Genomic DNA, 22869 nt, shown 5'->3' with positions numbered 1-22869 from the left:
GAACCCGTTCCGGTCATTTCATTCCCGTATTGGCGATGCCGGTGGTGATGAAGCGCTGCAGGAAGACGAAGACCAGCGCGACAGGCGCCAGGGTCGCCACTGTCATGGCGAGCAGATAGTGCCATTGCGTCTGCAGCTCGCCCTGGAAGGCGTTGAGGCCGATCTGCAGCGTATGGACTTCGGTCTTGGTCAAGACCGCGAGCGGCCAGAGGAACTCGTTCCAGCGCCACATGATCGAGAAGATCGCGAGCACGGCGAGCGCCGGCATGGCGAGCGGCATCACGATGCGCCAATAGATCTGCCATTCCGAGGCCTTGTCCATGCGCGCGGCCTCGATCAGGTCGCGCGGCAGGGTCAGCATGTATTGCCGCAACAGGAAGACGCCGGTCGGCGTCGCGGCGCCCGGCAGGATCACGGCCCAGAGCGAGTTGACCAGGCCGAGCTTGGTGATCACCAGATAGACCGGCACCAGGATGATGGTGATCGGGATCATCAGCGTGCCGACCACCATCAGCATCGCGGCGTTCTTGCCCTTGAACTCGTAGATCGAGAGGGCATAGGCGGCCATCGAGTTGATCAGCAGCGTGATCAGCGTCGCCACCACCGTGACGAAGACCGAATTGCCGAGGAAGCGCGTGAAGGCGAAGCGTTCGAGCGGCTCGGTGTAGTTCTCCGTCGCCAGCTTGAATTCGCGCACCGGCGTGCGCTTGTCGATCGGTATCCGGAACTGCTGGGCCGGGCTTTCCGGATCGACCATCTGCGCGACGATGCCGATGCGCCGGACCTGGGCCAGGACCCGGGTCGAGCCGTCATCGAGCGTCACGCTGAAGAGCGGCAAAGGCTGCGGAAAGCCCGCTACCGCGACCTCGCGCTGCGACATCGGCAGCAGCGAAGGCGGGAATTCCAGCAAGCCGGCCTGCGTCTTGAAGGAGGACAGCACGAGCCAGAGCACGGGCCCGAACATCAGCACGACGCCGAGCGCCAGATAGCTGTAGGCGGCGATATCGGTCCAATGCCAGCGCCCGGATTTGCGCCGGATCTGCAGCAGGCGCGCGACACGATTCATGCAGACCTCCTGCGGCTGGCCGCGAGCTGTGCCAGCGTCAACCCGAACAGCACGATGCCGAGCACCACCGAGGCTGCCGCTGCCAGCCCGAAATTCTGCACCTGGTTGGAGAATGCCGTCTCGTAGATGTACTGCACGACCATCAGCGTCGCCGTGCCCGGCCCGCCTCCTGTCAGCACGAAGACCTCGTCGAAGGTCTGCACGCCGCGGATCAGCGCCAGCACGATGACGACGATGAGATTGGGCCAGAGCAGCGGCAAGGTGATGCGCCAGAAGGCGCGCCAGCGCGGCGTCGCATCCATTTCCGCCGCCTCGTAGAGATCGGCGGGTATTGCCTGGAGGCCGGCGAGCAGGATCAGCGTGTAGAAGCCCATATGGGCCCAGATCGAGACGAAGACCGCCCAGAACATCGCCCAGCCCGGATCGATGAAGAACAGGATCTTCTGGCCGCCGAGCGCGGTGAGGCCGGCATTGAGCAGGCCGTCGCGCTGCAGGATCCACTTCCAGATCAGCGCCACCACGACGGGCGAGAGCAGGACGGGGAAGAAATAGACGGCGCGAAAGAAGCCGCGGCCGCGGATGCGCATGTTGAGCACCACCGCGGTGACCAGCGAGAACAGCACCATGGCGACGACCTGGAAGGTCGTGAAGCGCAGCGTATTGGCGACGCCGCGCCAGAAATGGTCCTCCCGGCACGAGCCGGGATCGAGGAAGCTGTCGCAGTCGAAGAGATAGGCGTACTGCCCGCCGCCGACATAGGGCCGCTCCGACGGGAACAAGGCTGTCCCTCCCGTCACCGAGAAGACGACGTTGATGATCAGCGGCAGGAAGACGAAGAGCGAGAAGAAGACCAGGTTCGGCAGCAGGAAGACATAGGCCATCCGGCGCTCGCCAAGCAGCCGCTGCAGCCACCGCATCGGCCAATCGACCAGCCGCATCAGCGCCGCGACGAACAGGCCGAGCCAGCGTGCTGCACTGCGGCGGAGGGAAAGCGGAGGCGTCACCGGGCTACTTCTTGTTGCGCTCGGCGATCTGCTGTTCAATATCGGAGGCGACCCGCTTATAGGCCTCGTCCAACGTGGTTTCGCCCGAGATCGCCTGGCCGACACGGCTGATCACCGCATTGAAGATGATGCGGTTGTTGGCATAGCCCTGCAGCTTGTAGGCAACCGGCGACAGACCCGCGACCTGGTCGGAAAAGACCTTGAGCGAGGCCTTCGCCAGCGGGCTCGCATCCTTGTAGTCGAGCCCCTTCGCGGCGATGCCGATATGGCCGGGAACGAAGAGCGAGCGGCTGTAGAACTCGCTCAGCACCGGCTCGCTGGCGAGATATTCCATGACCCTGGCGACGGCTGCGGGGTTCTTTGTCGTCTTGATCGCGACGAGCCCGGCGCCCCCCGGCATCGCCGTGCATCCGGCGGGGCCGCATGGCGTCGGCACGGCGACCCAATCGAACGCATTGCCGACCGTCTTGTCGAACTGGGCGATCTGCCAGGAACCGGACATGTACATCACGACCTGGGCGTTCTTGAACTCGTCATTGGCGCCGCGATAGGCCGCGCCGGAGACCGAGCCCCAGAGCTCCTTGGCCATGATGCCGCTCTTGTGCCAGTCATAGACGAGCTGCGCCGCGCGCTTGAAGCCGTCATCAATCACGGCAGGCTCGCCCTTGGCGTCGAACAGCTTCGCGCCTTCCGAGATCGCCAGGCCGAAGAAGCGGTGGCCCGAGCGGTCCATGGCGATGGGGAACGGCGCCTGCACCTTGGCGGCGACATCCTTCGTCGCCTTGGCCCAGTCTTCCCATGTCGCCTTGGCGCCGGGCAGTGCGATGCCGGCCTGTTCGAACAATGTCTTGTTGACGAAGGGCCCGGTGACGGTGAGCTGCGTCATGAAGCCGGGGATGGAGTTGGTGTCGCCCTGCGGACGCATCCACTCCAGAAACGGGCCGAAATTGGCGTCCCAATAAGCGGCATCCTTCAGATAAGGCCGCAGGTCGAGCGCATAGCGGGCGATGCCGCCAAGATCGACGACGCGGGCGATGTCCGGCCCCTGCCCCGAGGCGAGCTGGACTGGCAGATTCTCGGTGATCGCCTTGTAGGGCACCTGATCGAGAACGATCTTGATGTCCGTGTTCTGGGCCTCGAAGCGCTTGAGGAGATCGGCGATGACCTCGCCCTCATTGCCATCGGAATACCAGCTCATGCGCACGGTGGTCTGCGCCTGAGCGACATCGACCGCCAGAAGCCCTGTCACGACGGCCAAGGCCGAAACCCACGCTCTCATTGTCATCTGCGTTCCATCCCGGGATCGTTCCTGGCATCTCAGCTGGATGCCTTGCGGCTATTAGGCAAACGTTTGCCTAACTTGTCAACGGCGGCGCGACGAGGCATTGAAAGACAGGTCTCGATTGTGACGGGAGGCTGGCGCAGGTTCTTTGCGGCGCATCCTGCCGGCAGGAAATCGGTTGGAACCTGAGAATCGATTGGAGCCGATGCAAAGATTCGTGTCTGCCGCCCAGGTTTCGCTTGCGACTGTTGCCGCCGAGGCTGGGGTTTCGGTCGCCACCGTATCGCGGATCGTGAATGGCGAGACGCGGCGGGCCTCGGCTCAGACGGTGATGCGCGTACAGGCGGCCGTCGTCGCGCTTGGCTACCAGCCCAACCATGTCGGGCGTGCGCTGCGCCGGCGCCAGAGCCGCGTCATCGCGATGCTCGCCCCCAACCTCGACAACCCGGCCATGGCCGCCATCGCAGTGTCGACGGAAGCGGCGCTGCGTGCGGCCGGCTACGTCATGATCCTGTGCGACACGCATGACCGCGCCGATCTGCAGGACGAATACCTGCAGGCCATGCGCTCGCAGCTGGTGCAGGGTTATGTCCTGGTGAGCGCCGTCACGAGCCCGGCGCTCAGCGACGCGCTCGCACGCGGAGAGCCGATCGTCTTCGTCAGTCGCCGCAATCCCGAGGGCGGCGCCTATGTCGGCATCGACAACCACGCCGCGGGCGCTGCTGCCGCCGATTATTGCCTGACGCGCGCGATCACCGAACCAGCCGTGATCTTTCCCGCGCAGGGCTCCTCATCGACGGCGGAGCGCGTCGCCGGTTTCGTCGAGCGACTGATCGCGCGCGGTGTCGAGGCCGACCGTATCCGGCGCGCCTCGGCTCCCGGATTGTCGCATCTTCAGGTCGGCTATGACGCGGCGCGGGCCCTTGTCGCGGCAAGCGCCGGGGCTTGGCCGAAAGGACTGCTCTGCGTCAGCGACATGATGGCCTATGGCGCCTACAGATTGGCCGTCGAGCGCGGTGTCGCCATTCCTGAAACCTGCCTGCTCATCGGCATCGACGCCAATCCGCTCAACGCCTGGATCGCGCCCTGGCTGACCTCGGTCCATATCCCCTACCCCGATTTTGGCGCCAAGGTCGTCGAGCAGCTCACCGCGCTCTGGGGCGGCACGATGCCGGATGATATCCTGTTGCCGCACTCCCTGGAGACCTGATCGGCAAGGAGACATGCGCCGGATCGATGGAGCAGGCGCTCACGACTACCGGCACGGAAACAGTTGTGCCCGCCGCAGCGCCTTCCTTCAGCGAAAGCCTCGCAGGCGCACGCAAAGGGGTATGCGACCTCACCCAAAGCCCGGTATTCCTGTTCATTCGGAGCGCCCAGGAAAAGATCGTCGCCCCATGCTCATCTTCGAGACCATCCTTGTGCTCCTGCTGGGAGCGACGATCCTGTCGGTGGTCGCGAAGCGGCTGAACATCCCCTATCCGACGCTCCTCGCCTTGGCGGGCGCCGCGGTCGCGTTCCTGCCGGGCGCGCCGCGGCTCGATCTGCCGCCGGAGCTCATCCTCGCCCTCTTCGTCGCCCCCGTGCTGCTCGATGCCGCCTATGATACCTCGCTGCGCGATCTTCAAACCAACTGGGCGCCGATTCTGTCTCTCGTGCTGGCCGCCGTTGGCCTCACCACAGTGATCGTCGCGCTTGTCGTTCGCGCCATCTTTCCGGATTTCCCATGGGGCGCAGCGATCGCGCTCGGCGCGCTGCTCGCGCCGCCGGACGCCGTCGCGGCGCTGGCCGTCCTGAAGCAAGTGGATCCGCCGCACCGCATCCGGATGGTGCTGGAAGGCGAAAGCCTGCTCAACGATGCCTCGGCGCTGCTGATCTACAAGCTGGCCGTGGGAGCCGTCGTGGCCGGCAGCTTCGCCGTCACGGATGCGCTGCCAACCTTCGCCCTCGTCAGTTTCGGCAGCGTGCTGGTCGGCTGGGCGCTGGTGTGGCCGGTCGGCCGATTGATCGGGCTCATCGAGGATGCGCCGAGCTCCGTCATTTTCCAGTTCGTCTCGACCTTCAGCATATGGCTCCTTGCTGAACATCTCGGACTTTCGGGGGTCGTGACCATCGTCGTCTATGGGCTGACGATGGCGTGGCGGTCGGGCCCGCCAATGCCGGCGCGGCTGCGCGTGCCGTCCTTCGCCATCTGGGAAACGGCGACCGTCGTGTTGAACGTATTGGCGTTTACGCTGATCGGGCTGCAGATCCGTCCTATCCTCGAGCCTCTCAGCGATGCCGAGCGCCTGCGCTATCTCGGCGCCTCGCTTGCCGTCCTGGCGACAGTGATCACCGTTCGCATCGCCTGGGTGATGACGCACCACATGCTGGTGGAATGGAAGAACCGGCTGTTCGGGGCGCCACCCGCCACATCCACGATGCCGCCGCCAAGTGCGAAAGGAGGTCTGGTGATCGGCTGGTCGGGCATGCGCGGCATCGTCACGCTGGCGGCCGCCATGGCTCTCCCCGCCGGTTTTCCCTATCGCGACTTCATCCAGCTCGCTGCCTTCGTCGTCGTGCTGGGAACCCTTGTGATCCAGGGCGTCACGCTGCGCCCGCTCCTCATCCTGTTGCGCCTGCCGAAGGACGGGTTCGTGGATTCCGAACTCCGCCTGGCGCGTAAGGCCGCGCTCGGCGCCGCGATCACGGAGCTGGAGCGCGACGCCTCGCCTGCCGCTCAGCGCCTCTCCATCGAGTATGGCGAGGCGTTGAACCTCGCCCAGCGCGGACATGACCCGCTCGATACTCCGGAGAATGATTTGCGCCGCCGCGTGGTGGCCGTGGCGCGCGACGCGCTCGACGCGCTCCGCAACGCCGGTACCATCGGCGACGACGCCTATCGACGCGTCGAAGCGGAATTCGACTGGCTGGAGCTTAGCTCCCTGCCCGCAGAGGAGCGCCAATAGCGCGCCTGCAGGTGCCGCTCCACTTCCTCGCTCCGGACGGTGAAGTCGCCGCCACGCCCGATGGGGCGTGGCGGCAAGCACTTCCGGTAACCGAGGACGATCAGGCGGCCGCGAGTTCGCGCGCCGCGAATTCGCCTTGGTCGAGCCGGGCGACGAGCGCGGCGAGTTCCGCCGTCTCGCTCTCGCTTAGATCGGTCAGCGGGCTGCGCACCGAGCCTGAATCGCGGCCGATCACCTTCATGCCCGCCTTGATGATCGAGACGGCATAGCCGCGCTTGCGGTTGCGGATCGCGATCAGCGGCAGGATGAAGTCGCGCAGGCCCGCCTGCACGGTTTCGCGGTCGCGCCGGCGTACCGCTACGTAGAATTTGGTCGAGAAATGCGGGACGAAGTTGAACACCGCCGAGGAATAGGTGGTGACGCCCATTTCGAGATAAGGCAGCGCGAAGGTCTCCGCCGTGGGCAGGCCGCCGATATAGGTCAGCCGGTCGCCCATGCGCAGATGAATGCGGGTCATCAATTCGATATCGCCGATGCCGTCCTTGTAGCCGACCAGGTTCGGATTGCGCTCGCAGAGCTTCGCCAGCGTCTCCTCGCTGACGATGGCGTTGTCGCGGTTGTAGACGATGACGCCGAGCTTCGTTGCCTTGCAGACCGCATCGATATGGGCGGCGAGCCCCTCCTGCTCGGAGAAGACGAGATAGGGCGGCAGCAGCAGGATGCCGTCGGCGCCCGCCTGCTCGACGCCGGCGGCAAGTTCTGTGGCGATCTGCGTGCCATAGCCGACGCCGGCAAGCACCGGCACCCGGCCCTTGGTCTCGGCAACCGCCGTCGCCACGACCTTCACGACCTCGGCCGGAGAAAGCGAGAAGAACTCGCCCGTGCCGCCCGCCGCGAACAACCCGGCGACATTATAGCCGCAAAGCCAGTCGAGATTGGAGCGGTAGCGCGCCTCGTCGAAGGCATTGCCGGCCGTGAAGGGCGTGACGGGAAAGGACAGCAGGCCGTTGCCGATATGCCTTGCCATCTCCTGCGGGGTCATCTTGCTCATGGTTGCGTCCTTCGCTGAACTCAGACGCAGGAGTAGATCAAGAACGATGCCGATGGAGACCAATCACTGTATCGGTCGATCCATTGATTGGATCGTTCAGCCGGCTCTTGATCGTTCAGCCGGTCCTGGGCAGATCTTGCGCGAGCCCCTTCGCCAAGGAGGCGATGATCGGTAGCAGCGGGTTGTCGTTGTCGTCGCGGCTGACGAAGAAGAGCTCGGCCGGCCGCTGTCGTGGCAATTCGATCCGGCGCAGCGCAACGCCGCTGAAATGCAGGTTCGTCGCCGTCTCCGGCACGAGCGCGACGCCGACGCCGGAATGGACCATGGCCAGGATCGAGTGGATCTGAGCGAGGTGCTGGACATAATTCGGCACCAGCCCGGTGCGCGAGAACAGCTCAACCAGGAGATCGTGGAAATAGCGCGCCTCATAGGGCGCGTACATGATGAAGGGCTCGCGCACGAGCTCATCGAGGATAACCGTCTCGGCCCGCGCCAGCGCATGCCCCGACGGTACGGCCGCGATCAGCGGCTCGGCCGTGACCCGAAAGGAGCGCAGGCCGTTGCGCGGAATCGGCGGGCGCAGCAGGCCGATGTCGATCTCGCCGGAATCAAGCCGCTTGAGCTGGTCGCCGCTGACCATCTCCTTGAGCGAGACCTCGACATCGGGCAATTCGCGCCGGCAGGCTGCCACGAGTTCGGGCACATAGGAATAGGCCGAGGTCGCGGTGAAGCCGATATTGATCGAGCCGGCCTTGCCATTGGCGACGCGCTTTGCGAGCAGCGCCGCGCTCTCGGCGAGCTTGAGCAGGCGACGCGCCTCGGCCAGGAAGCTCTGGCCCGCCGGCGTCAGTTTCACCGTGCGGTTGCTGCGTTCCAACAGGATCACGTCGAGCACCCGCTCGAGAATCTGGATCTGGCGGCTGAGCGGCGGCTGCGTCATGTTCAGCCGCACGGCAGCGCGGCCGAAATGCAATTCCTCCGCGACGGCGACGAAGCAGCGCAGCTGGCTCAGCTCGAACATGCTCCGCCTCTCCCAGGATTGCCCGTGCCGTATCGCGGGCGAGGCTCGGCATCAGTTCTGGATGCTAATCCCGGCCTTTTCAATGATGTCCCTGAACTTGGCGATCTCGGTGGTCGATTTCGCCCTGGCCTCATCTGCGCTGGAAGGCGTCGCCGCCGCGCCGAGCTCCTCGAAGCGCGAGACCACGGACGGGTCTTTCAGGGCGGCCTGCAGCTCGGCGACGAGCCTGTCGCAGATCTCCTTGGGCGTTCCTTTCGGAGCAAGGAAGCTGTTCCAGGAGGCGATGTCGAAACCCGGCAGCGTCTCGGAGAGGGCTGGAATCTCGGGCGCGATCTTGGCCCGCTGCATCGTGGTAACGGCGAGCCCGCGCACGGCGCCGGCCTTGTAGTGCGGATACGGCGAGGTGAAATTGTCGAAGGTGATCTTGACGTTGCCGGCGATGACATCCTGCATCAATGCGCCGGAGGATCGATAGCTGACATGCTGCATCTTCACGCCCGCGAGCTGCATGAACAGCTCGCCGCAGAGATGGATGGAGGTGCCCAGCCCCGAGGATGCGAATGTCTCCTTGCCGGGATTGGCCTTCAGATAAGCGATGAACTCCGCGACGTTCTGCGCAGGCACCGAAGGGTGGCAGCACATGAAATTAGGCTGCGAGGAAGCCAGCGAGAGGAATTCGAAATCCTCCAGCGCCCTGAAAGGCAGCTTGTCCTTGAACAGGGTCGGATTGATGCCGTGCGTGGCGACCGTCGTCATGCCGATCGTGTAGCCATCGGGCGCGGCATGGGCGAGAGCCGCGACGCCGGTGTTGCCGCCGGCCCCGGCCCGGTTCTCGATGACGAAGGACTTGCCCATGCGCTGCGAGAGCTTCTCGCAGATGATGCGCCCGATCAGATCGGTGGTGCCGCCGGCGCCGAAGGGGATGATCACCGTCACGGGTTTCGTGGGATAGGCCTGCGCCCAGCTGCGACGTGCGATGAGGGGCATGGCGAATGCGCCGCCAACCAGGCTGAGCGCCGCTCGGCGCGTGATCAGTCGTTTCATTGTTCCTCCCAGGACAGGCCTCGCGGCTTTTGCCGTCTGCCTTCGAGAGTAGGCGAGGTCGACGGGCTCGCAAGCCCGTTGGCGCTATCGTGCGATCCAAAAAAGATATCGTTCCATTGCCAATCTAACTCATTGGCGCATCGTGCCTGACCTATCCTCCGGGCTGACAAGGCAGCTCTCAAGACTGCCTGCACGCTCGCTGCCCGGCTGGTCCGGGCCGGTCTGCATCCCACCGGAGGAAATCATGTCCCTATCCAGATCACCATTCCGCTTGCCAGCGATCGCCGCAAAAGGCCTTGCCCTCGCGGCACTCGCCAGCGTTGCATTCGCGAGCAACCCGGCCGCGGCCCAGAAATTCGAGCGCCCCGTCCGCCTCATCGTGCCGTTCGCACCAGGTGGGACCTCGGACATCCTGGCGCGGCTGATCGGCCCCAAACTCTCGGCCGCGATCGGCCAGACCGTGGTGATCGAGAATAAACCCGGCGCCGCCGGCAATCTCGGCGCCGATGCAGTCGCCAAGGCACCGCCCGACGGTCACACCTTGCTGCTGATGGATGTCGGTTCGCTCGCGACGGCGCCGAGCCTGTTCTCGGACCTGACCTATGATCCCAACAAGGATCTGGCGCCGGTCTCGATGGTGATGTTCGGCCCCTATGTCCTGGCGGTGCATGACTCCATTCCGGCGAAGACGGCGCAGGAGCTGATCGCCTACGCCAAGGCCAATCCAAACAAGCTCGCCGTCGCCAATTCAGGTGTGGGCGCGGCCAACCACATCACCGCCGTCTCGATGGCGAAGGAACTCGGCATCCAGTGGAAGAACGTGCCCTATAAGGGCGGGGCTGCGGCCTCGCGCGCCGTGGTCTCCGGCGAGAGCGGCGTCATCATCAACGGCTCGACCGCGACACTGCCCTTCGTCGCCAACAAGCAGCTCGTCGGCCTTGCCGTTACCGGCGAGGAGCGTGTCGCGGGGCTGCCGACCTTCAAGGAAGCCGGGCTGCCCGGCGGCGATGCCGGCACCTGGCAAGGCATCCTGACCACGGCCGGCACCCCACCCGCCATGGTCACGCGCCTCAACGCGGAGATCGGCAAGATCCTCGAGACGCCCGACATCAAGGCCAGGATCGCCGAACAGGGCGGCGTCGTCCGGGCCGGCTCGCCTGCCGATTTCTCCGCCTGGCTGAAGGATGCGACCACCCGCTGGGGCGGCATCATCCGTGAAGCCGGCATCAAAGGTAGCTGAGCCGGAGCCTGGCCGATGACCCGTTCCCGGATCGACTGGCAGGATCTGCTCTTCGGCCTGTTCCTTGTCGCGGTGGCGGCGGCTGCGCTGATCGCGACCCGCCACCTCGTCGTCGGCAATGCCGCGGATATGGGGCCGGGCTACATGCCGCGCGTCGTCTCATTCGGGCTGCTCGGCTTCGGCCTGTTCTTCTGCGCCCGCGGAGCGAGGCGGGCGGGCCCGGCGATCGTTCCCGTGCAGATCCGCCCGCTGCTCGCCGTGCTCGGTGCCGTCGGCATCTTCGCGCTGACGGCGGAGCGGCTGGGGCTCGCCATCGCCTCGGTCGTCACCGTGATCCTCGCCGGTTTTGCCACGCGCGAAGGCCGCCTTCGCGAGACGGTCCCCTTCGCGCTGCTGCTCTCCTGCGCGGCGGCCATCCTCTTCATCAAGGTTCTGGCGTTGCCGGTTCCGCTCTGGCCGCGCTGAAGGCTCACCGACCGATGGAACTCTTCGACAATCTGCTGATGGGACTCTCGACGGCGCTTGAGCTCAACAATCTCGGCCTGTGCCTGATTGGGGTGGTGATCGGAACGGCGATCGGCGTGCTGCCCGGCATCGGGCCGATCCCGACGATCGCGTTGCTCCTGCCCTTCACCTTCGGGCTGACCCCGGCCGGCTCCATGATCATGCTGGCTGGCATCTATTACGGCGCGCAATATGGCGGCTCGACCACCGCCATCCTGGTCAATGTGCCGGGCGAAACCTCCTCCGTGGTGACCTGCATCGATGGCCACGAGATGGCCAAGCAGGGCAAGGCCGGAACGGCGCTCGCCATTGCGGCGATCGCCTCCTTCTTCGCCGGCACGGTGGCGACCGTCATCATCGCGGTGCTGAGCGTTCCGCTCTCGGTGCTGGCGCTGAAATTCACCGCGGTCGAGTATTTCAGCTTGCTCGTGCTCGGGCTGATCGCCGCCGTCGTGCTGGCGCATGGCTCGGTCGCGAAGTCGCTGGCGATGGTGCTGCTCGGCCTCCTGCTCGGTCTCATTGGCATCGATGTCTCGTCGGGCGCCGCGCGCATGACCTTCGGCGTCGCCGAATTGTCTGATGGAATTGATTTCGTGCCGGTCGCCATGGGGCTGTTCGGCCTCGGCGAGATCATCGCCAATCTGGAACGGCCGGCGGAGCGGCGCGTCGTCAGCCAGTCGATCCGCGATCTGATCCCGAGCCGGGCCGATCTGAGGGCCGCCTTTCCGGCGATGGTGCGCGGCACGCTGCTAGGCTCGGTGCTGGGTGTATTGCCGGGCGGCGGCGCGGCGCTGCCCCCCTTCTCCTCCTATGCGCTGGAAAAGAAGCTCGCCAAGGATCCCTCTCGCTTCGGCAAGGGCGCGATCGAGGGCGTCGCTGGGCCCGAGGCCGCTAACAACGCCGGCGCGCAGACGAGCTTCATCCCATTGCTGACGCTCGGTATCCCCGCCAATGCCCTGATGGCGCTGATGATCGGCGCCCTGATGATGCAAGGCATCCAGCCCGGCCCGCAGATCATGACCGAACAGCCCAAACTGGTCTGGGGCGTCATCGCTTCGATGTGGGTCGGCAATCTGATGCTGCTGGTGATCAACCTGCCGCTGGTCGGCCTCTGGGTCGCGATGCTGAAGATCCCCTATCGCCTGCTCTTCCCGGCGATCGTGCTGTTCTGCTGCATCGGCACCTATGGCATCGCCAACAGCCTGTTCAATGTCTGGCTGATGCTGGCTTGCGCCGGCATCGGATACTTCTTCATCAAGGTCGGGGTCGAGCCCGCGCCGCTGCTGCTGGGCCTGGTGCTGGGCCCGCAGCTCGAGGAGAATTTCCGCCGCGCCATGCTGTTGTCGGAGGGGGATTTCTCCGTGTTCCTGTCCCGGCCGATCAGCGCCGTATTGCTCGCTGTCGTCGCTGTCCTGCTGCTCGCTCTCCTGTCGCCGGCGATCCTGAAGACGCGCAAGGAAGCACTCGCTGAATGATCTGTAGCCGGCAAATGAAAGCGATCAGCTGATTTTCTGCAATGTTCCTGCGGCGATAAGCTGGCTGTGCTCAGGCCTTCGACCTGCGCCGATAGGCGAAGTAGCGCCCGAGCGGCACGCCCTCGGGCAAAGGCGTCGCCAGCAGCGCCTCGTCGACCAACTCCGACCCGCTGATGACGAGCGCCTCGTCCGCAGCGAGCGCCGCGACATGCCCCGGCAGCCAGGCCAATGCGACGGCGTCGCGCTCGGGGACTCCGGTTGTGGCATCGACATGGAGCAGGACGGCGCGGCGACCATGGGCAGCGGCGAAGGCCGGCAGCGTCTGCGCCATGTCGCCCAGCACCAGCGCCTCGGGCGGCGGCAGCGAACGCGGATTGGCCCTGGCCTCACGATCGAAGGCGTAGATCACACGTTCCGGCAGGATCTCGCGCAAATGGTCGTAAGTCCGGCCATTGCCGAGGCCGAGCTCAAGCACGAGCCCGTCCCGCCCCGTGATGGCGGCGGCAGCCCAGTCCAGAACCCGGCGCTGGGCCTCGAGACGGCGGATGAAACTGTCGAGGCGGCTCATGTCGTTCCTGATCGGGGGCCGTCTCTCATCCAAAAGCGAGAGCAGGATGCGAAAAACCGGTTCCCACTTTTTCGCATCCTGCTCTTGGCGAAGGAAGTCAATAACCCGATGCCTGCACGCCCAGGCCATGTACTTGCTAAAGCGACAGTCTAATGCCCTAATCTGCAAGATAGCGGATGCGATTGCGTCACTTTCCTTCAGAAATGGCCGAAAAGAGCCCGATTTCACAATCCATGGGAGGTCTCTCATCATGTTCATCTCGCGCCGAATCCTGCTGCTGCTCACTGCGGCCGGGCTCGCAACGACAGCGACGGCTCCAACCCTCGCCCAGACCTGGCCAACGAAGTCGATCACCTTCATCGTGCCTTTCCCTGCCGGCGGCGGCACGGATGCCTTCGCCCGGCCGATCGCGGCGCAGCTGGAGCAGCAGCTCGGCCAGCGCATCATCATCGACAATCGCGGCGGCGCAGGCGGCACAGTCGGCGCCTCAGCCGCCTCGAAGGCCGCGCCCGACGGCTACACCTTCTTCGTCGGTGCCGCCCATCACACCATCGCGCCGGCGCTCTATCCGAAGCTCGACTATGACATCGAGAAGGATTTCATCCCCGTCGGCGTGATCGCTCAGCCGCCACAGGTCATCGTCGTCAATCCCAAGAAGGTCGAGGCCAAAACCCTCGCCGAGCTGATCGCCTTCGCCAAGGCCAATCCCGACAAGCTGAACTATGCCTCGGCCGGCAATGGCACGACGCATCATCTCGCCGGCGAATTGTTCAAGCTGCTGGCAAAGGCGCCGCTCACCCATGTGCCCTATCGCGGCGCCGGCCCGGCGATGCAGGACCTCGTCGCCGGCCAGGTCGATGTGATGTTCGACGGGCTCGGCTCCTCGGCGCCGCAGATCTCCGGCGGCGCGCTGCGTGCGCTGGCTGTTGCCGCGCCGACCCGCTCCGAGGTGATCGCCACAGTCCCGACCGCAAAGGAAGCCGGGCTCGACGGCTACGACGTTGCGACCTGGTACGCGATCTGGGCGACCAAAGGCACGCCAGCGCCGATCGTCGCCCGGGTGAGCGAGGAGCTCCAGAAGGCCCTGAAGGCCCCGATGATCGTGGAAGCCTGGAAGAAGAACGGATCGGCCGTACCAGCGCTCTATGGGCCGGATTTCGCCAAATTCGTCTCTGCCGAGGTCGTCCGCTGGGGTAAGGTCGTCAACGAAGCGAATATCCGGCTCGAATGAGGCCGCGATCGGCGGGGCACCTAGAGCCCTGCCCTCGCTCCAAGAGCTCTGTCCTGGCACAATGCCTCACGGCCCATCCTCATCGCCCGCTTCGTCGATCACGGCGCGGGCGATCGCCATGCTGAAGCCAGCGCGCGCCAGCGCCGCCAGATCCTTCTGACGGCTGGCAACGCGGTCGCCCTTTCCCCAGCGCCCGATCCGCTTGCGTTTCGCGGCGATGCGCGCCGCCGCCAATTCGTCCTCCGGTTCAGTCGCGCTAGCCTCGGTTGCGAGGTCGCGCGTCACGCCCTTAGCCGCGAGCTTCGCCGCCACGGCCCGCGCGGACTGGCCGCGCCGGCGCAAGCTCGCCGCGCGTGCCTCGGCGAAACGACGGTCATCGACCAGCCCCGAGGCGACGCAGCGCGCCACCACGTCGTCGAGCAGATCCGAGAACCCGCCGGGCTCGTCGCCATGGTGGCGGCAGCTCAGTACGACCTTGCGCTCCAGCACGCGGCGAAGCTGCGCGGCGGGCGCCGCATAGCGTTCGAGATAGTGCATGGCGGCGCGTTGCAGATAGTCGGGCGTGATGCGGCGTGGCGGCTTGCGCTCCTGCCGCTTGTCGCGCGGCACGCCCGAAGTGTCACCCGCCACTAATCCGCCCCCGGCTTGGAGCGACCGGCCTTGATCGAGGCGCGCTTGTCCTTGGAGACCAGCCGTCTCTCCTTCGAGGCCTTGGTCGGCTTCGTCGGCCGCCGCGTCTGCGGGCGGACCGCCGCCGCCCGGATCAGCTCGAGCAAGCGTTCGCGTGCCTCCTCGCGATTGCGCTTCTGGCTGCGCTGCGCCTGCGCCACGATGACGATGACGCCATCCTGCGTCAGCCGGCTGCCGGCGAGCTTCATCAGGCGCACCGCGACGTCGTTGGGCAGCGAGGGCGAGCGCCGGATGTCGAATTTGAGCTGGACCGCGCTCGACACCTTGTTGACGTGCTGGCCGCCTGGGCCAGAGGCGCGCACGAAGCTTTCCTCGAGCTCGCTCTCGTCGATGGCGATGGACGGGGTCACTTGAATCATGGGACGAGGCTATCTCACTTCACGGAGATTTGCAGCGTTGAAGCCTTCTCGCGACATCGCCCGCCTGATCGAGATCATGGCGGCGCTCCGCACGCCCGGCACAGGCTGCCCCTGGGATCTGGAGCAGGATTTTGCCTCGATCGCGCCCTATACGGTCGAGGAGGCCTATGAGGTTGCCGATGCGATCGCGCGCGGCGACAGGCTCGATCTCAAGGACGAGCTCGGCGATCTCTTGCTGCAGGTGGTCTACCACGCGCAGATGGCGGAGGAGGAAGGCGTTTTCGCTTTTCCCGATGTGGTCGAGGCCGTCACCAGCAAGATGATCCGCCGCCACCCGCATGTCTTCGGCGATGCGCGCGATCTGTCTCCCGCTGAGGTCAAGGCGCTCTGGCACAGCATCAAGGCGCAGGAAAAGGCCGAGAAGGCAGCAGCGCGGCAAGCGGCCGGCCTGCCCGAGCAGGTCGAGGAGAAGGGTGTGCTGGCCGGCGTCACCCAGAGCCTGCCCGCTCTCAGCCGAGCCTGGAAGCTCCAGGCCAAGGCCTCGACCGTCGGCTTCGATTGGAACGACGCCAGGCTCGTGCTCGACAAGGTCCGGGAGGAGACCGCCGAGATCGAGGAGGCGCTCGCACTGGGCGACAAGGCAGCGATCCGGGAGGAAATCGGCGATCTGCTCTTCGTCGTCGCCAATCTCGCCCGCCATGTCGATGCCGATCCGGAAGGCTGCCTCCACGCCGCCAACGCCAAGTTCGAGCGCCGCTTCAAGGGCATCGAGGCGGCGCTGGAGGCTCAGGGGCGCCATGCAAAGGACGCCACTCTCGAAGAGCTGGAAGCACTCTGGCAACAGGTCAAGCGCGGGGAGAAGGCATCGCCACCCGGCACAGGCTGAACCGCGAGGCCGGTCTTAGCCACTCTCTATGTCAGACTCAGGCCGCTATGTCAGATGCAGGCCGCCATCGACATCGAGAATCACTCCGGTAACGAAGGCGTTTCCCATCAGGAAGAGCACCGCATCGGCGACCTCCTCGGGCTGGCCGGGGCGGGCGAGCGGCGCCTTGCCATAGGAAGCTTCAAACAGGCCGGCCGGCTTGTCGTCCCACCAGCCCGTATCGATCACGCCTGGCGATACCGCATTGATGCGGATTGGCGCCAACTCCCGAGCCAGAGTCACGACCATGCGCTCGAGCGCGCCATTGACGGCTGCCAGCCCCGAGGTTCCGGGATTTGCCAGCCGCGACGAAGCCGCGGTGATGAAGACCATGGAGCCGGCGGGTTGAAGCGTCGGAAGCGCCGCCTGGGCTGCGTTCCACTGCGCCCAGAACTTGGCTTCGAAGCCGGCGCGCAGCCCGTCGCCGTCGAGTTCGCGAAACGCTCCGGCCCCGCGCCCCCGGAAGCCGCCAAAACCAGGTGGTTGAACGGCCCAAGTCCCTGAAAGAACGCTGCCAAAGCCGTGCGATCCCGGGCGTCGACGATTTCGCCGCGCGCTGACGGTCCGATCGTGGAGACGGCAGCCTCCAGCTTCGTCTTGTCACGTCCAATGATGACCACGCGCGCGCCTTGCGAGGCCGCCAGCCGCGCGACGGCCAGGCCAATCCCGGAAGAGCCGCCAATCACGACAACCGTTTCATCCGCGCCAACCATGCGATGTGCTCCTCGACCGAGATCACATTACCTGCTGCACTTGGACACCTAGCTTTGCCGCTCCGCCTCCGGGAACCGCGCGCCAAAGGCTCCTTCCCGCTCCGGCGGCAGCCTTACAGTGAGGCTCAGCGCCCCATCCTCGGCATCGGCCCGCTCCAGGATTTCACCATTGGCGTGCAGCCATGCAAGCGATTTACCGTCGCCGGGCGCCAGCACCAGCCGGTAGACCGGACGGCTCCTGGCGATGCGCGTCTCGATCGCATCCGTCAGCCGGGCGATGCCGTCGCCGGTCAAGGCCGAAACCAGCACCGGCCGCGAGGCCTCGGGCTTCAGCGCGACGAGACCAAGCTGGCGCTCTCGTTCCGCCCCATCGAGCAGGTCCGATTTGTTCCAGACCTCGATCACGCGTTGGCCGTCATCGGGATCGATGCCGAGGTCGCGCAGGATGCCTTGCACGTCAGCGGCCTGGGCTTGTGTGTCCTCATGCGCCACGTCGCGGACATGCAGCAGCACATCGGCCTCGATTGCATCTTCCAGTGTCGCGCGGAACGCCGCGACGAGCTGCGTCGGCAGGTCCGAGATGAAGCCGACCGTGTCCGAGAGCATAATCCGCGCGCCATGCGGCAGCTTGATCGCGCGTGCGGTTGGATCGAGCGTGGCAAACAGCATGTCCTGCGCCAGCACCTCGGCCGAGGTCAGGCGGTTGAACAGCGTCGATTTTCCGGCATTGGTATAACCAACCAGTGCAACCACCGGGTATGGCACGCGTTTACGGCTGGCGCGGTGGAGCGAACGGGTCCGCTTCACGCTCTCAAGATCACGCTCGATCTTGGTCATGCGCTCCTGGATGATGCGGCGGTCCGCTTCGATCTGTGTCTCGCCGGGGCCCCCGAGGAAGCCGAAGCCGCCGCGCTGGCGCTCGAGATGGGTCCAGGACCGCACCAGCCGGCTCTTCTGGTAGTTGAGATGTGCAAGCTCGACCTGCAGCGTGCCTTCGCGTGTGCGCGCCCGCCGACCGAAGATCTCGAGGATCAGGCCGGTGCGGTCGATCACCTTGCAACCGAACGCTTTCTCGAGATTGCGCTGCTGCACCGGCGACAACGCGCAATCCATCACGACCAGGCCAATTTCCTCGATCTTGATGCGCTCGGCCAGCTCCTCGACCTTGCCCTTGCCGAGATAGGTCGCCGGGCGAAACGCCGTGAGCAGAACCTGGATCGGCTCGATGACGGTCAGATCGATGGCGCCGGCGAGGCCGACGGCCTCATCGAGCCGTGCCGCGAAGGAGCGCTGATTCGTGTCCGCGCTGCCCGCGCCGCCGCGACGCTGCGAATAAGGCCCGACGACATAGGCGCGCGTATTGACCGCAATGTCGCGTTCGATCTCGTCGAGCGGTTTGACGGTCTTCTCGGTCTCGTCTGCCCCGTCGCGACCGGCCATGAGGCTCAGGCCTTGTCCACTTCCTCGGGCTCGAACAGCTGCACGGGGTGGCCCGGCATGATCGTCGAGATCGCATGCTTGTAGACGAGTTGCGAATGCCCGTCGCGGCGCAGCAGCACGCAGAAATTGTCGAACCAGGTGACGACGCCCTGCAGCTTCACGCCGTTGACGAGGAAGATCGTCAGAGGAATCTTCTGCTTGCGAACGTGATTGAGAAAAGTGTCCTGAAGGTTTTGTGCCCGCTCTGCGGCCATGGGTAGCCCCTATTGTTGGGATCGCTCATCGGGTTGCACCCGCGATCCATTTCGTTTCGTTCGCAATCACACGCTGAGCGCGCCGCTTCGAAACACCGATCCTGCATTAGATCGTCGTGTTCTATGACAAAGCAAGGGCGATGCCGCATCCTATTTGCGCATGACGCCTGCGTATCGTGCAGACGGACATGCAATTAGCGCTTAGCCGCCGCTCAACCGACCCCGAGCGACTTCAGCTTGCGATGCAAGGCCGAGCGCTCCATCCCGATGAACTCGGCGGTTCGCGAGATATTGCCGGAAAAGCGGGCGATCTGGGCGATCAGATATTCGCGCTCGAAGATCTCGCGCGCATCGCGCAGCGGCAGGCTCATCAAGCGTTCGCCGCCCGAGCCAGACGGCGTCGTCGGCACCATGGCGCCGACCTCGGCCGGCAGCATCTCGACCGTGACATCCGCCGTGGGGTCGCCCTTGGTCAGGATCATCAATCGCTCGACATTGTTGCGCAGCTCCCGGACATTGCCCGGCCATTCATGCGACTGCAGCACCGCCATCGCGTCCGAGCCGATGCGCCGCTTCGGCAGGCCCGTCGCGACCGAGATCTGGTCCATGAAGAACTCGATCAATTCCGGTACGTCCTCGCGCCGCTCCGACAGCGCCGGCACTTTGATCGGCACGACGCTGAGGCGGTGATAGAGATCCTCGCGGAACTGCCCCTCGCTGATCAGCTGAGCCAGATCGAGGCTGGTCGAGGAAATGATCCGCACATCGACATGCACGCGCGCTGCGCCGCCGACGCGCTGGAAATTCTGGTCGACCAGCACGCGCAGGATGCGGTTTTGCGTCTCGCGCGGCATATCGCCGATCTCGTCTATGTAGAGCGAGCCGCCATGCGCCTCCTCGAGCGCGCCGACGCGGCGCGTGCGGCCCTCGCCGCCCTCGACGCCGAAGAGTTCCTCCTCCATCGTGTCGGGCGTGATCGTCGCCGCATTGATGACGATGAACGGCGCCGAAGAGCGGCTCGACGCTTCGTGCAGCGTGCGCGCCGTCAATTCCTTGCCGCAGCCCGGCTCGCCGCTGATCAGCACGCGGGCATTGGTGGGGGCGACGCGTTCGATCGTCTGGCGCAACTGATTGACCACGGTCGAATGGCCGACGATCCGGCTTGCCTGCACCGAGCCCTTCTTCAGCTCGCGAACCTCGCGCCTGAGGCGCGAAGCCTCCAGCGCCCGCTCGGCCACCAGCACGAGACGGTCGGCCTTGAACGGCTTCTCGATGAAATCGTAGGCGCCGCTCTTGATCGCGGAGACCGCGGTCTCGATGTTGCCATGGCCCGAGATCATCACCACCGCGAGATCGGGATGGCTCTCCTTGATCAGCTCGAGCACCTGCAAGCCGTCGAGCCGGCTGCCCTGCAGCCAAATGTCGAGGAAGACGAGGTTGGGTCGGCGCGCAGCGATCGCCGCGAGCGCCTCGTCGGCGGAGCCTGCCTTGCGCGTGCGATAGCCTTCATCCTCCAGCAGGCCGGCCACCAGCTCGCGAATATCGACTTCATCATCAACAACCAGAATATCGGCGCTCATACGGCAATTCCATTTCGCTTGTCTCGGGCATCGGGCGCGTTCGTATCGCGGCCATTCGCAGTCTCGTTATCCGGATCCTCAGCGGGGCCGGTTTCGGGGAACCAGAGCCGGACCCGCGCTCCGCGCTGCCCCTCCGCCGCGTCGGGGCGGTCGAGAAGCTCGATCCCGCCACCATGGTCCTCCAGAATCTTGCCCACGATCGCCAGCCCCAACCCGGTGCCGCCCTCGCGCGTCGTCATATAGGGCTCCAGCAGCTTCTGGCGCTGATCGGCGGGCAGGCCCTTGCCGTTGTCGATCACGTCGATGACGATCCGGCCATCTTCATAGCGCGCGAACGCGACCTCGATCTGGCCTGGGCCACGCGTCTCCATCGGTACGGCCTCGATCGCCTCCGTAGCGTTCTTGATCACATTGGTTAGTGCCTGCGAGATCAATCGGCGGTCGAACTGGGCTAACACCGGCGTCGCCGGTAAGTTCTCCGAGATCGTCAGCTCGGGGTTGCCGACCCGCATCAGGAAGACGATCTGGCGCACCGTTTCGACGATGTCGTCGCGAGAGAGCGACGGCTTGGGCATGCGGGCGAAAGAGGAGAATTCATCGACCATCCGCCGGATGTCCTCGACCTGGCGGACAATGGTGGCGGTGCACTGATCGAAGATCTCCTTGTCCTCGACGATGACGCGCCCGAACTTGCGGCGAATGCGCTCGGCCGAGAGCTGGATCGGCGTCAGCGGGTTCTTGATCTCATGGGCGATACGGCGCGCGACATCGGCCCAGGCGGCCGTGCGCTGCGCCGAGACCAGATCGGTGATGTCGTCGAGCGTTACCACGAGCCCGGCGCCCGCCCCCTCGCCTTCGCGGACCGCGCGAACATTGACCATGCGGTCGCGCCCGGCTCGGGTGATTGCGACCTGGCCGGCGCTCTGCCGCTGGCGGCCGTGCAGCGCGTCGCCGACGAAGGCGGCGATCTCGGGGGCGACCTGCGCGATCGGCTCGCCGAAGACCCGCCCACCCGTGCCGAGCAGCCCCTCGGCGGAGCGGTTGATGATGGTGATGTGGCCGTCACCATCGAGACCAACGACGCCTGAAGAGACGCCCGACAGAACCGTCTCGGTGAAGCGTCGTCGTCGGTCGATCACCTCGCTTGCGGTTACCAAGCCATCGCGCTGACGGCGCAACTCCGCGGTCATCTTGTTGAAGGTCTCGCCGAGATGGGCAAGATCCCCCTCCGATCGTCGAATCGGCACCTGGACATAGAAATTGCCGCTGGAAACCTGGTCGGTCGCATGGATCATCCGACGGATCGGCGCGACGAGGCCATTGGCGAAGCTGAGACCGAGCCAAATCGCCGAGAGCAGCAGGATCACCGCGATCAGCCCGTACATCGAGGCGAAAGCGATCTGCACGCCCTTTCGCCGGGCGTCGATGGCGAGATATTCGACCGCCGCTCCGCGCGCGACGGCGGGAAATTCGACCGCGAGCGGATCGACCTCACGGGCGATGTAGAGAAAGCCGTTGTCATAGGTCGGCAGTTTGACGAGCGCGCCAAAGATCCGGCTGGTCTCAGGCACGACACAGATCGGCTCCGGGGCCGATTGCGCATCGTCGAACGCGGCCCGATCCGGCTTGGGCGCATCGCGCAGAACGTCGATATTCGCCCGCACCAGTACCTTGTCGGGCGGGCTCATGATCGCCGCGACCGGCACGCCGAGAGCTGTCGCGCGCGCCGTCAGGAAGTTCTCGAACCATTTGCGATCGACATCGAAGGCAGGCTTCGCGCGCGCCAGGTCGTCGGCGAAGATCCGGATCTCACGCCCCAGCGACTTGCACTGTCCCGCCGCGTAGGCATCGGCGACCTCGACGGATTTGAAGATCGCGTCGCGCATCCGGTCGGAGAACCAGGGCTCCAGCCCGCGCTCGATGGTCACGGTCGCGATCACCGCCACCAGAATAGCAGGCAACGTCGCGATGATGCTGAAAAGACCGACGATTCTGACGTGCAGGCCGGCCGCTGCGGCTCCAGCTCGCCGCGCTCGGATCAGTACCGCCGTCTCGAAAGCGACGATGACGAGCAGAAGCAGAATCAGCAGGGCATTGAGGATGAAGACGCCGACGACCACCTCATGGACCGGGGCGATCGGCGTGACGCCTGACAGCACCAGGAAGGTGACGAGCGCCGAGACAAGCGCGAAAACGACGACGATCGCGCCGAGCCAGCCCGAGACACGGCGCGGCGGATCCTCCCCACGCGGCATGATTCTGACATCGCTGATCGAGGCTGACACGTTCTTCGACAACTCCGGTGCAGCAAGCGCGGACGGACATCCGAGCTTGCGGGCGGCATAGATGCGCCGCCGCAACGGTGTTGTCAAAATGCGACATATGAAAGGCGGCGCGGCCGCCCTCGCAGAAGCCTCAGAGCCGGATGATTTCAGTCGCGATCACCAAGCAGATCCCGCCTGAAATCTGAATCC

21 protein-coding genes and 1 pseudogene are annotated in these 22869 nt (G+C 65.4%); 7 read left to right on the top strand and 15 right to left on the bottom strand.

The window, feature by feature from the left end; genetic code table 11:
• Window positions 1-13: 13 nt before the first annotated feature.
• The 3 genes from BMZ97_RS03615 to BMZ97_RS03605 form a co-directional block, all read right to left on the bottom strand.
• Window positions 14-1066, bottom strand: a complete 1053-nt coding sequence (locus BMZ97_RS03615; protein WP_092165555.1) for a carbohydrate ABC transporter permease — start codon at window positions 1064-1066, stop codon at window positions 14-16.
• Window positions 1063-2004, bottom strand: a complete 942-nt coding sequence (locus tag BMZ97_RS03610; RefSeq protein WP_092166588.1) for a carbohydrate ABC transporter permease — start codon at window positions 2002-2004, stop codon at window positions 1063-1065. The genes BMZ97_RS03615 and BMZ97_RS03610 overlap by 4 nt, the downstream gene beginning before the upstream one ends.
• Before the next feature lie 70 nt (window positions 2005-2074).
• On the bottom strand, window positions 2075-3355 hold the full coding sequence (locus BMZ97_RS03605) for an ABC transporter substrate-binding protein (RefSeq protein ID WP_092165553.1): 1281 nt from the start codon (window positions 3353-3355) through the stop codon (window positions 2075-2077).
• Window positions 3356-3557: 202 nt separating this feature from the next.
• Here BMZ97_RS03605 and BMZ97_RS03600 point away from each other — a divergent pair, with 202 nt between their 5' ends.
• Both BMZ97_RS03600 and BMZ97_RS03595 read left to right on the top strand, forming a co-directional pair.
• On the top strand, window positions 3558-4562 hold the full coding sequence (locus BMZ97_RS03600) for a LacI family DNA-binding transcriptional regulator (protein ID WP_092165551.1): 1005 nt from the start codon (window positions 3558-3560) through the stop codon (window positions 4560-4562).
• Window positions 4563-4749: 187 nt separating this feature from the next.
• Window positions 4750-6300, top strand: coding sequence for a cation:proton antiporter (locus BMZ97_RS03595; RefSeq protein WP_092165549.1), 1551 nt, complete (start codon window positions 4750-4752; stop codon window positions 6298-6300).
• Window positions 6301-6400: 100 nt separating this feature from the next.
• Here BMZ97_RS03595 and kdgD read toward each other — a convergent pair whose 3' ends face one another.
• The 3 genes from kdgD to BMZ97_RS03580 all read right to left on the bottom strand — a co-directional run bounded on the left by kdgD (window position 6401) and on the right by BMZ97_RS03580 (window position 9416).
• Window positions 6401-7351, bottom strand: a complete 951-nt coding sequence (gene kdgD, locus BMZ97_RS03590; protein WP_092166586.1) for a 5-dehydro-4-deoxyglucarate dehydratase — start codon at window positions 7349-7351, stop codon at window positions 6401-6403.
• 115 nt (window positions 7352-7466) lie between these two features.
• Window positions 7467-8372 (bottom strand): LysR family transcriptional regulator, encoded by a 906-nt coding sequence (locus tag BMZ97_RS03585; protein WP_092165547.1) that lies wholly within the window; start codon window positions 8370-8372, stop codon window positions 7467-7469.
• A gap of 51 nt (window positions 8373-8423) precedes the next feature.
• The gene (locus BMZ97_RS03580) at window positions 8424-9416 is read right to left on the bottom strand and encodes a Bug family tripartite tricarboxylate transporter substrate binding protein (protein ID WP_092165545.1); all 993 of its coding nucleotides are present in this window, start codon (window positions 9414-9416) and stop codon (window positions 8424-8426) included.
• A 244-nt stretch (window positions 9417-9660) separates the two neighbouring features.
• Here BMZ97_RS03580 and BMZ97_RS03575 point away from each other — a divergent pair, with 244 nt between their 5' ends.
• The 3 genes from BMZ97_RS03575 to BMZ97_RS03565 are packed head-to-tail and all read left to right on the top strand — an operon-like array spanning window position 9661 to window position 12635.
• Window positions 9661-10656: a Bug family tripartite tricarboxylate transporter substrate binding protein gene (locus BMZ97_RS03575; RefSeq protein ID WP_092165543.1), complete on the top strand. Its 996-nt coding sequence runs from the start codon at window positions 9661-9663 to the stop codon at window positions 10654-10656.
• Window positions 10657-10671: 15 nt separating this feature from the next.
• Window positions 10672-11121 (top strand): tripartite tricarboxylate transporter TctB family protein, encoded by a 450-nt coding sequence (locus BMZ97_RS03570; protein ID WP_092165541.1) that lies wholly within the window; start codon window positions 10672-10674, stop codon window positions 11119-11121.
• Window positions 11122-11135: 14 nt separating this feature from the next.
• On the top strand, window positions 11136-12635 hold the full coding sequence (locus BMZ97_RS03565; protein ID WP_092165522.1) for a tripartite tricarboxylate transporter permease: 1500 nt from the start codon (window positions 11136-11138) through the stop codon (window positions 12633-12635).
• Window positions 12636-12705: 70 nt separating this feature from the next.
• On the opposite strand, the gene BMZ97_RS03560 is transcribed toward BMZ97_RS03565, so the two are convergent.
• Window positions 12706-13203: a class I SAM-dependent methyltransferase gene (locus BMZ97_RS03560; protein WP_092165520.1), complete on the bottom strand. Its 498-nt coding sequence runs from the start codon at window positions 13201-13203 to the stop codon at window positions 12706-12708.
• Between the two features lie 250 nt (window positions 13204-13453).
• Between BMZ97_RS03560 and BMZ97_RS03555 the strand changes: the two genes are divergently transcribed.
• On the top strand, window positions 13454-14434 hold the full coding sequence (locus tag BMZ97_RS03555) for a Bug family tripartite tricarboxylate transporter substrate binding protein (protein ID WP_092165518.1): 981 nt from the start codon (window positions 13454-13456) through the stop codon (window positions 14432-14434).
• Between the two features lie 66 nt (window positions 14435-14500).
• On the opposite strand, the gene BMZ97_RS03550 is transcribed toward BMZ97_RS03555, so the two are convergent.
• Both BMZ97_RS03550 and arfB read right to left on the bottom strand, forming a co-directional pair.
• Window positions 14501-15064: a regulatory protein RecX gene (locus BMZ97_RS03550; protein WP_244546219.1), complete on the bottom strand. Its 564-nt coding sequence runs from the start codon at window positions 15062-15064 to the stop codon at window positions 14501-14503.
• Window positions 15064-15483: an alternative ribosome rescue aminoacyl-tRNA hydrolase ArfB gene (gene arfB / locus BMZ97_RS03545; protein ID WP_069691557.1), complete on the bottom strand. Its 420-nt coding sequence runs from the start codon at window positions 15481-15483 to the stop codon at window positions 15064-15066. Before arfB ends, BMZ97_RS03550 begins: the two co-directional genes overlap by 1 nt.
• Window positions 15484-15520: 37 nt before the next feature.
• On the opposite strand from arfB, the gene mazG reads away from it, so the two are divergent.
• Window positions 15521-16369 carry a nucleoside triphosphate pyrophosphohydrolase gene (gene mazG, locus BMZ97_RS03540; protein ID WP_092165516.1) on the top strand — a complete coding sequence of 283 codons (849 nt, stop codon included), beginning with the start codon at window positions 15521-15523 and terminating at the stop codon, window positions 16367-16369.
• Between the two features lie 45 nt (window positions 16370-16414).
• Here mazG and BMZ97_RS31710 read toward each other — a convergent pair whose 3' ends face one another.
• From BMZ97_RS31710 to BMZ97_RS03515, 6 genes and pseudogenes are all read right to left on the bottom strand, one after another.
• Window positions 16415-16825: an SDR family oxidoreductase gene (locus tag BMZ97_RS31710; RefSeq protein WP_280141720.1), complete on the bottom strand. Its 411-nt coding sequence runs from the start codon at window positions 16823-16825 to the stop codon at window positions 16415-16417.
• A gap of 74 nt (window positions 16826-16899) precedes the next feature.
• Window positions 16900-17121 (bottom strand): annotated as a pseudogene (locus BMZ97_RS31705) (SDR family NAD(P)-dependent oxidoreductase); the annotation flags it as partial.
• 48 nt (window positions 17122-17169) lie between these two features.
• Window positions 17170-18561: a GTPase HflX gene (hflX, locus tag BMZ97_RS03530; protein ID WP_092165514.1), complete on the bottom strand. Its 1392-nt coding sequence runs from the start codon at window positions 18559-18561 to the stop codon at window positions 17170-17172.
• A gap of 5 nt (window positions 18562-18566) precedes the next feature.
• Entirely contained in the window at window positions 18567-18815 is a 249-nt protein-coding gene (gene hfq / locus BMZ97_RS03525; protein WP_069691554.1) for an RNA chaperone Hfq, read from the bottom strand.
• Window positions 18816-19027: 212 nt separating this feature from the next.
• On the bottom strand, window positions 19028-20395 hold the full coding sequence (locus BMZ97_RS03520) for a nitrogen assimilation response regulator NtrX (RefSeq protein WP_092165512.1): 1368 nt from the start codon (window positions 20393-20395) through the stop codon (window positions 19028-19030).
• The gene (locus BMZ97_RS03515; protein WP_092166583.1) at window positions 20392-22650 is read right to left on the bottom strand and encodes a sensor histidine kinase NtrY-like; all 2259 of its coding nucleotides are present in this window, start codon (window positions 22648-22650) and stop codon (window positions 20392-20394) included. The genes BMZ97_RS03520 and BMZ97_RS03515 overlap by 4 nt, the downstream gene beginning before the upstream one ends.
• Between the last annotated feature and the right edge of the window lie 219 nt (window positions 22651-22869).

The organism is Allobosea sp. OK403 (assembly GCF_900113835.1).
Lineage (GTDB): Bacteria > Pseudomonadota > Alphaproteobacteria > Rhizobiales > Beijerinckiaceae > Allobosea.
This window is presented reverse-complemented; position numbering and strand designations above follow the sequence as displayed.

Coding starts and splice junctions, on each gene's coding strand:
- BMZ97_RS03515 (WP_092166583.1), bottom strand. CDS start 22,650: ATGCCGCGTGGGGAGGATCCGCCGCGCCGTGTCTCGGGCTGGCTCGGC.
- BMZ97_RS03580 (WP_092165545.1), bottom strand. CDS start 9,416: ATGAAACGACTGATCACGCGCCGAGCGGCGCTCAGCCTGGTTGGCGGC.
- kdgD (WP_092166586.1), bottom strand. CDS start 7,351: ATGAGCAAGATGACCCCGCAGGAGATGGCAAGGCATATCGGCAACGGC.
- BMZ97_RS03605 (WP_092165553.1), bottom strand. CDS start 3,355: ATGACAATGAGAGCGTGGGTTTCGGCCTTGGCCGTCGTGACAGGGCTT.
- BMZ97_RS03520 (WP_092165512.1), bottom strand. CDS start 20,395: ATGAGCGCCGATATTCTGGTTGTTGATGATGAAGTCGATATTCGCGAG.
- BMZ97_RS03560 (WP_092165520.1), bottom strand. CDS start 13,203: ATGAGCCGCCTCGACAGTTTCATCCGCCGTCTCGAGGCCCAGCGCCGG.
- hfq (WP_069691554.1), bottom strand. CDS start 18,815: ATGGCCGCAGAGCGGGCACAAAACCTTCAGGACACTTTTCTCAATCAC.
- BMZ97_RS03555 (WP_092165518.1), top strand. CDS start 13,454: ATGTTCATCTCGCGCCGAATCCTGCTGCTGCTCACTGCGGCCGGGCTC.
- BMZ97_RS03585 (WP_092165547.1), bottom strand. CDS start 8,372: ATGTTCGAGCTGAGCCAGCTGCGCTGCTTCGTCGCCGTCGCGGAGGAA.
- BMZ97_RS03615 (WP_092165555.1), bottom strand. CDS start 1,066: ATGAATCGTGTCGCGCGCCTGCTGCAGATCCGGCGCAAATCCGGGCGC.
- BMZ97_RS03610 (WP_092166588.1), bottom strand. CDS start 2,004: ATGCGGCTGGTCGATTGGCCGATGCGGTGGCTGCAGCGGCTGCTTGGC.
- hflX (WP_092165514.1), bottom strand. CDS start 18,561: ATGGCCGGTCGCGACGGGGCAGACGAGACCGAGAAGACCGTCAAACCG.
- BMZ97_RS03600 (WP_092165551.1), top strand. CDS start 3,558: ATGCAAAGATTCGTGTCTGCCGCCCAGGTTTCGCTTGCGACTGTTGCC.
- arfB (WP_069691557.1), bottom strand. CDS start 15,483: ATGATTCAAGTGACCCCGTCCATCGCCATCGACGAGAGCGAGCTCGAG.
- BMZ97_RS03595 (WP_092165549.1), top strand. CDS start 4,750: ATGCTCATCTTCGAGACCATCCTTGTGCTCCTGCTGGGAGCGACGATC.
- BMZ97_RS03575 (WP_092165543.1), top strand. CDS start 9,661: ATGTCCCTATCCAGATCACCATTCCGCTTGCCAGCGATCGCCGCAAAA.
- BMZ97_RS03565 (WP_092165522.1), top strand. CDS start 11,136: ATGGAACTCTTCGACAATCTGCTGATGGGACTCTCGACGGCGCTTGAG.
- BMZ97_RS03570 (WP_092165541.1), top strand. CDS start 10,672: ATGACCCGTTCCCGGATCGACTGGCAGGATCTGCTCTTCGGCCTGTTC.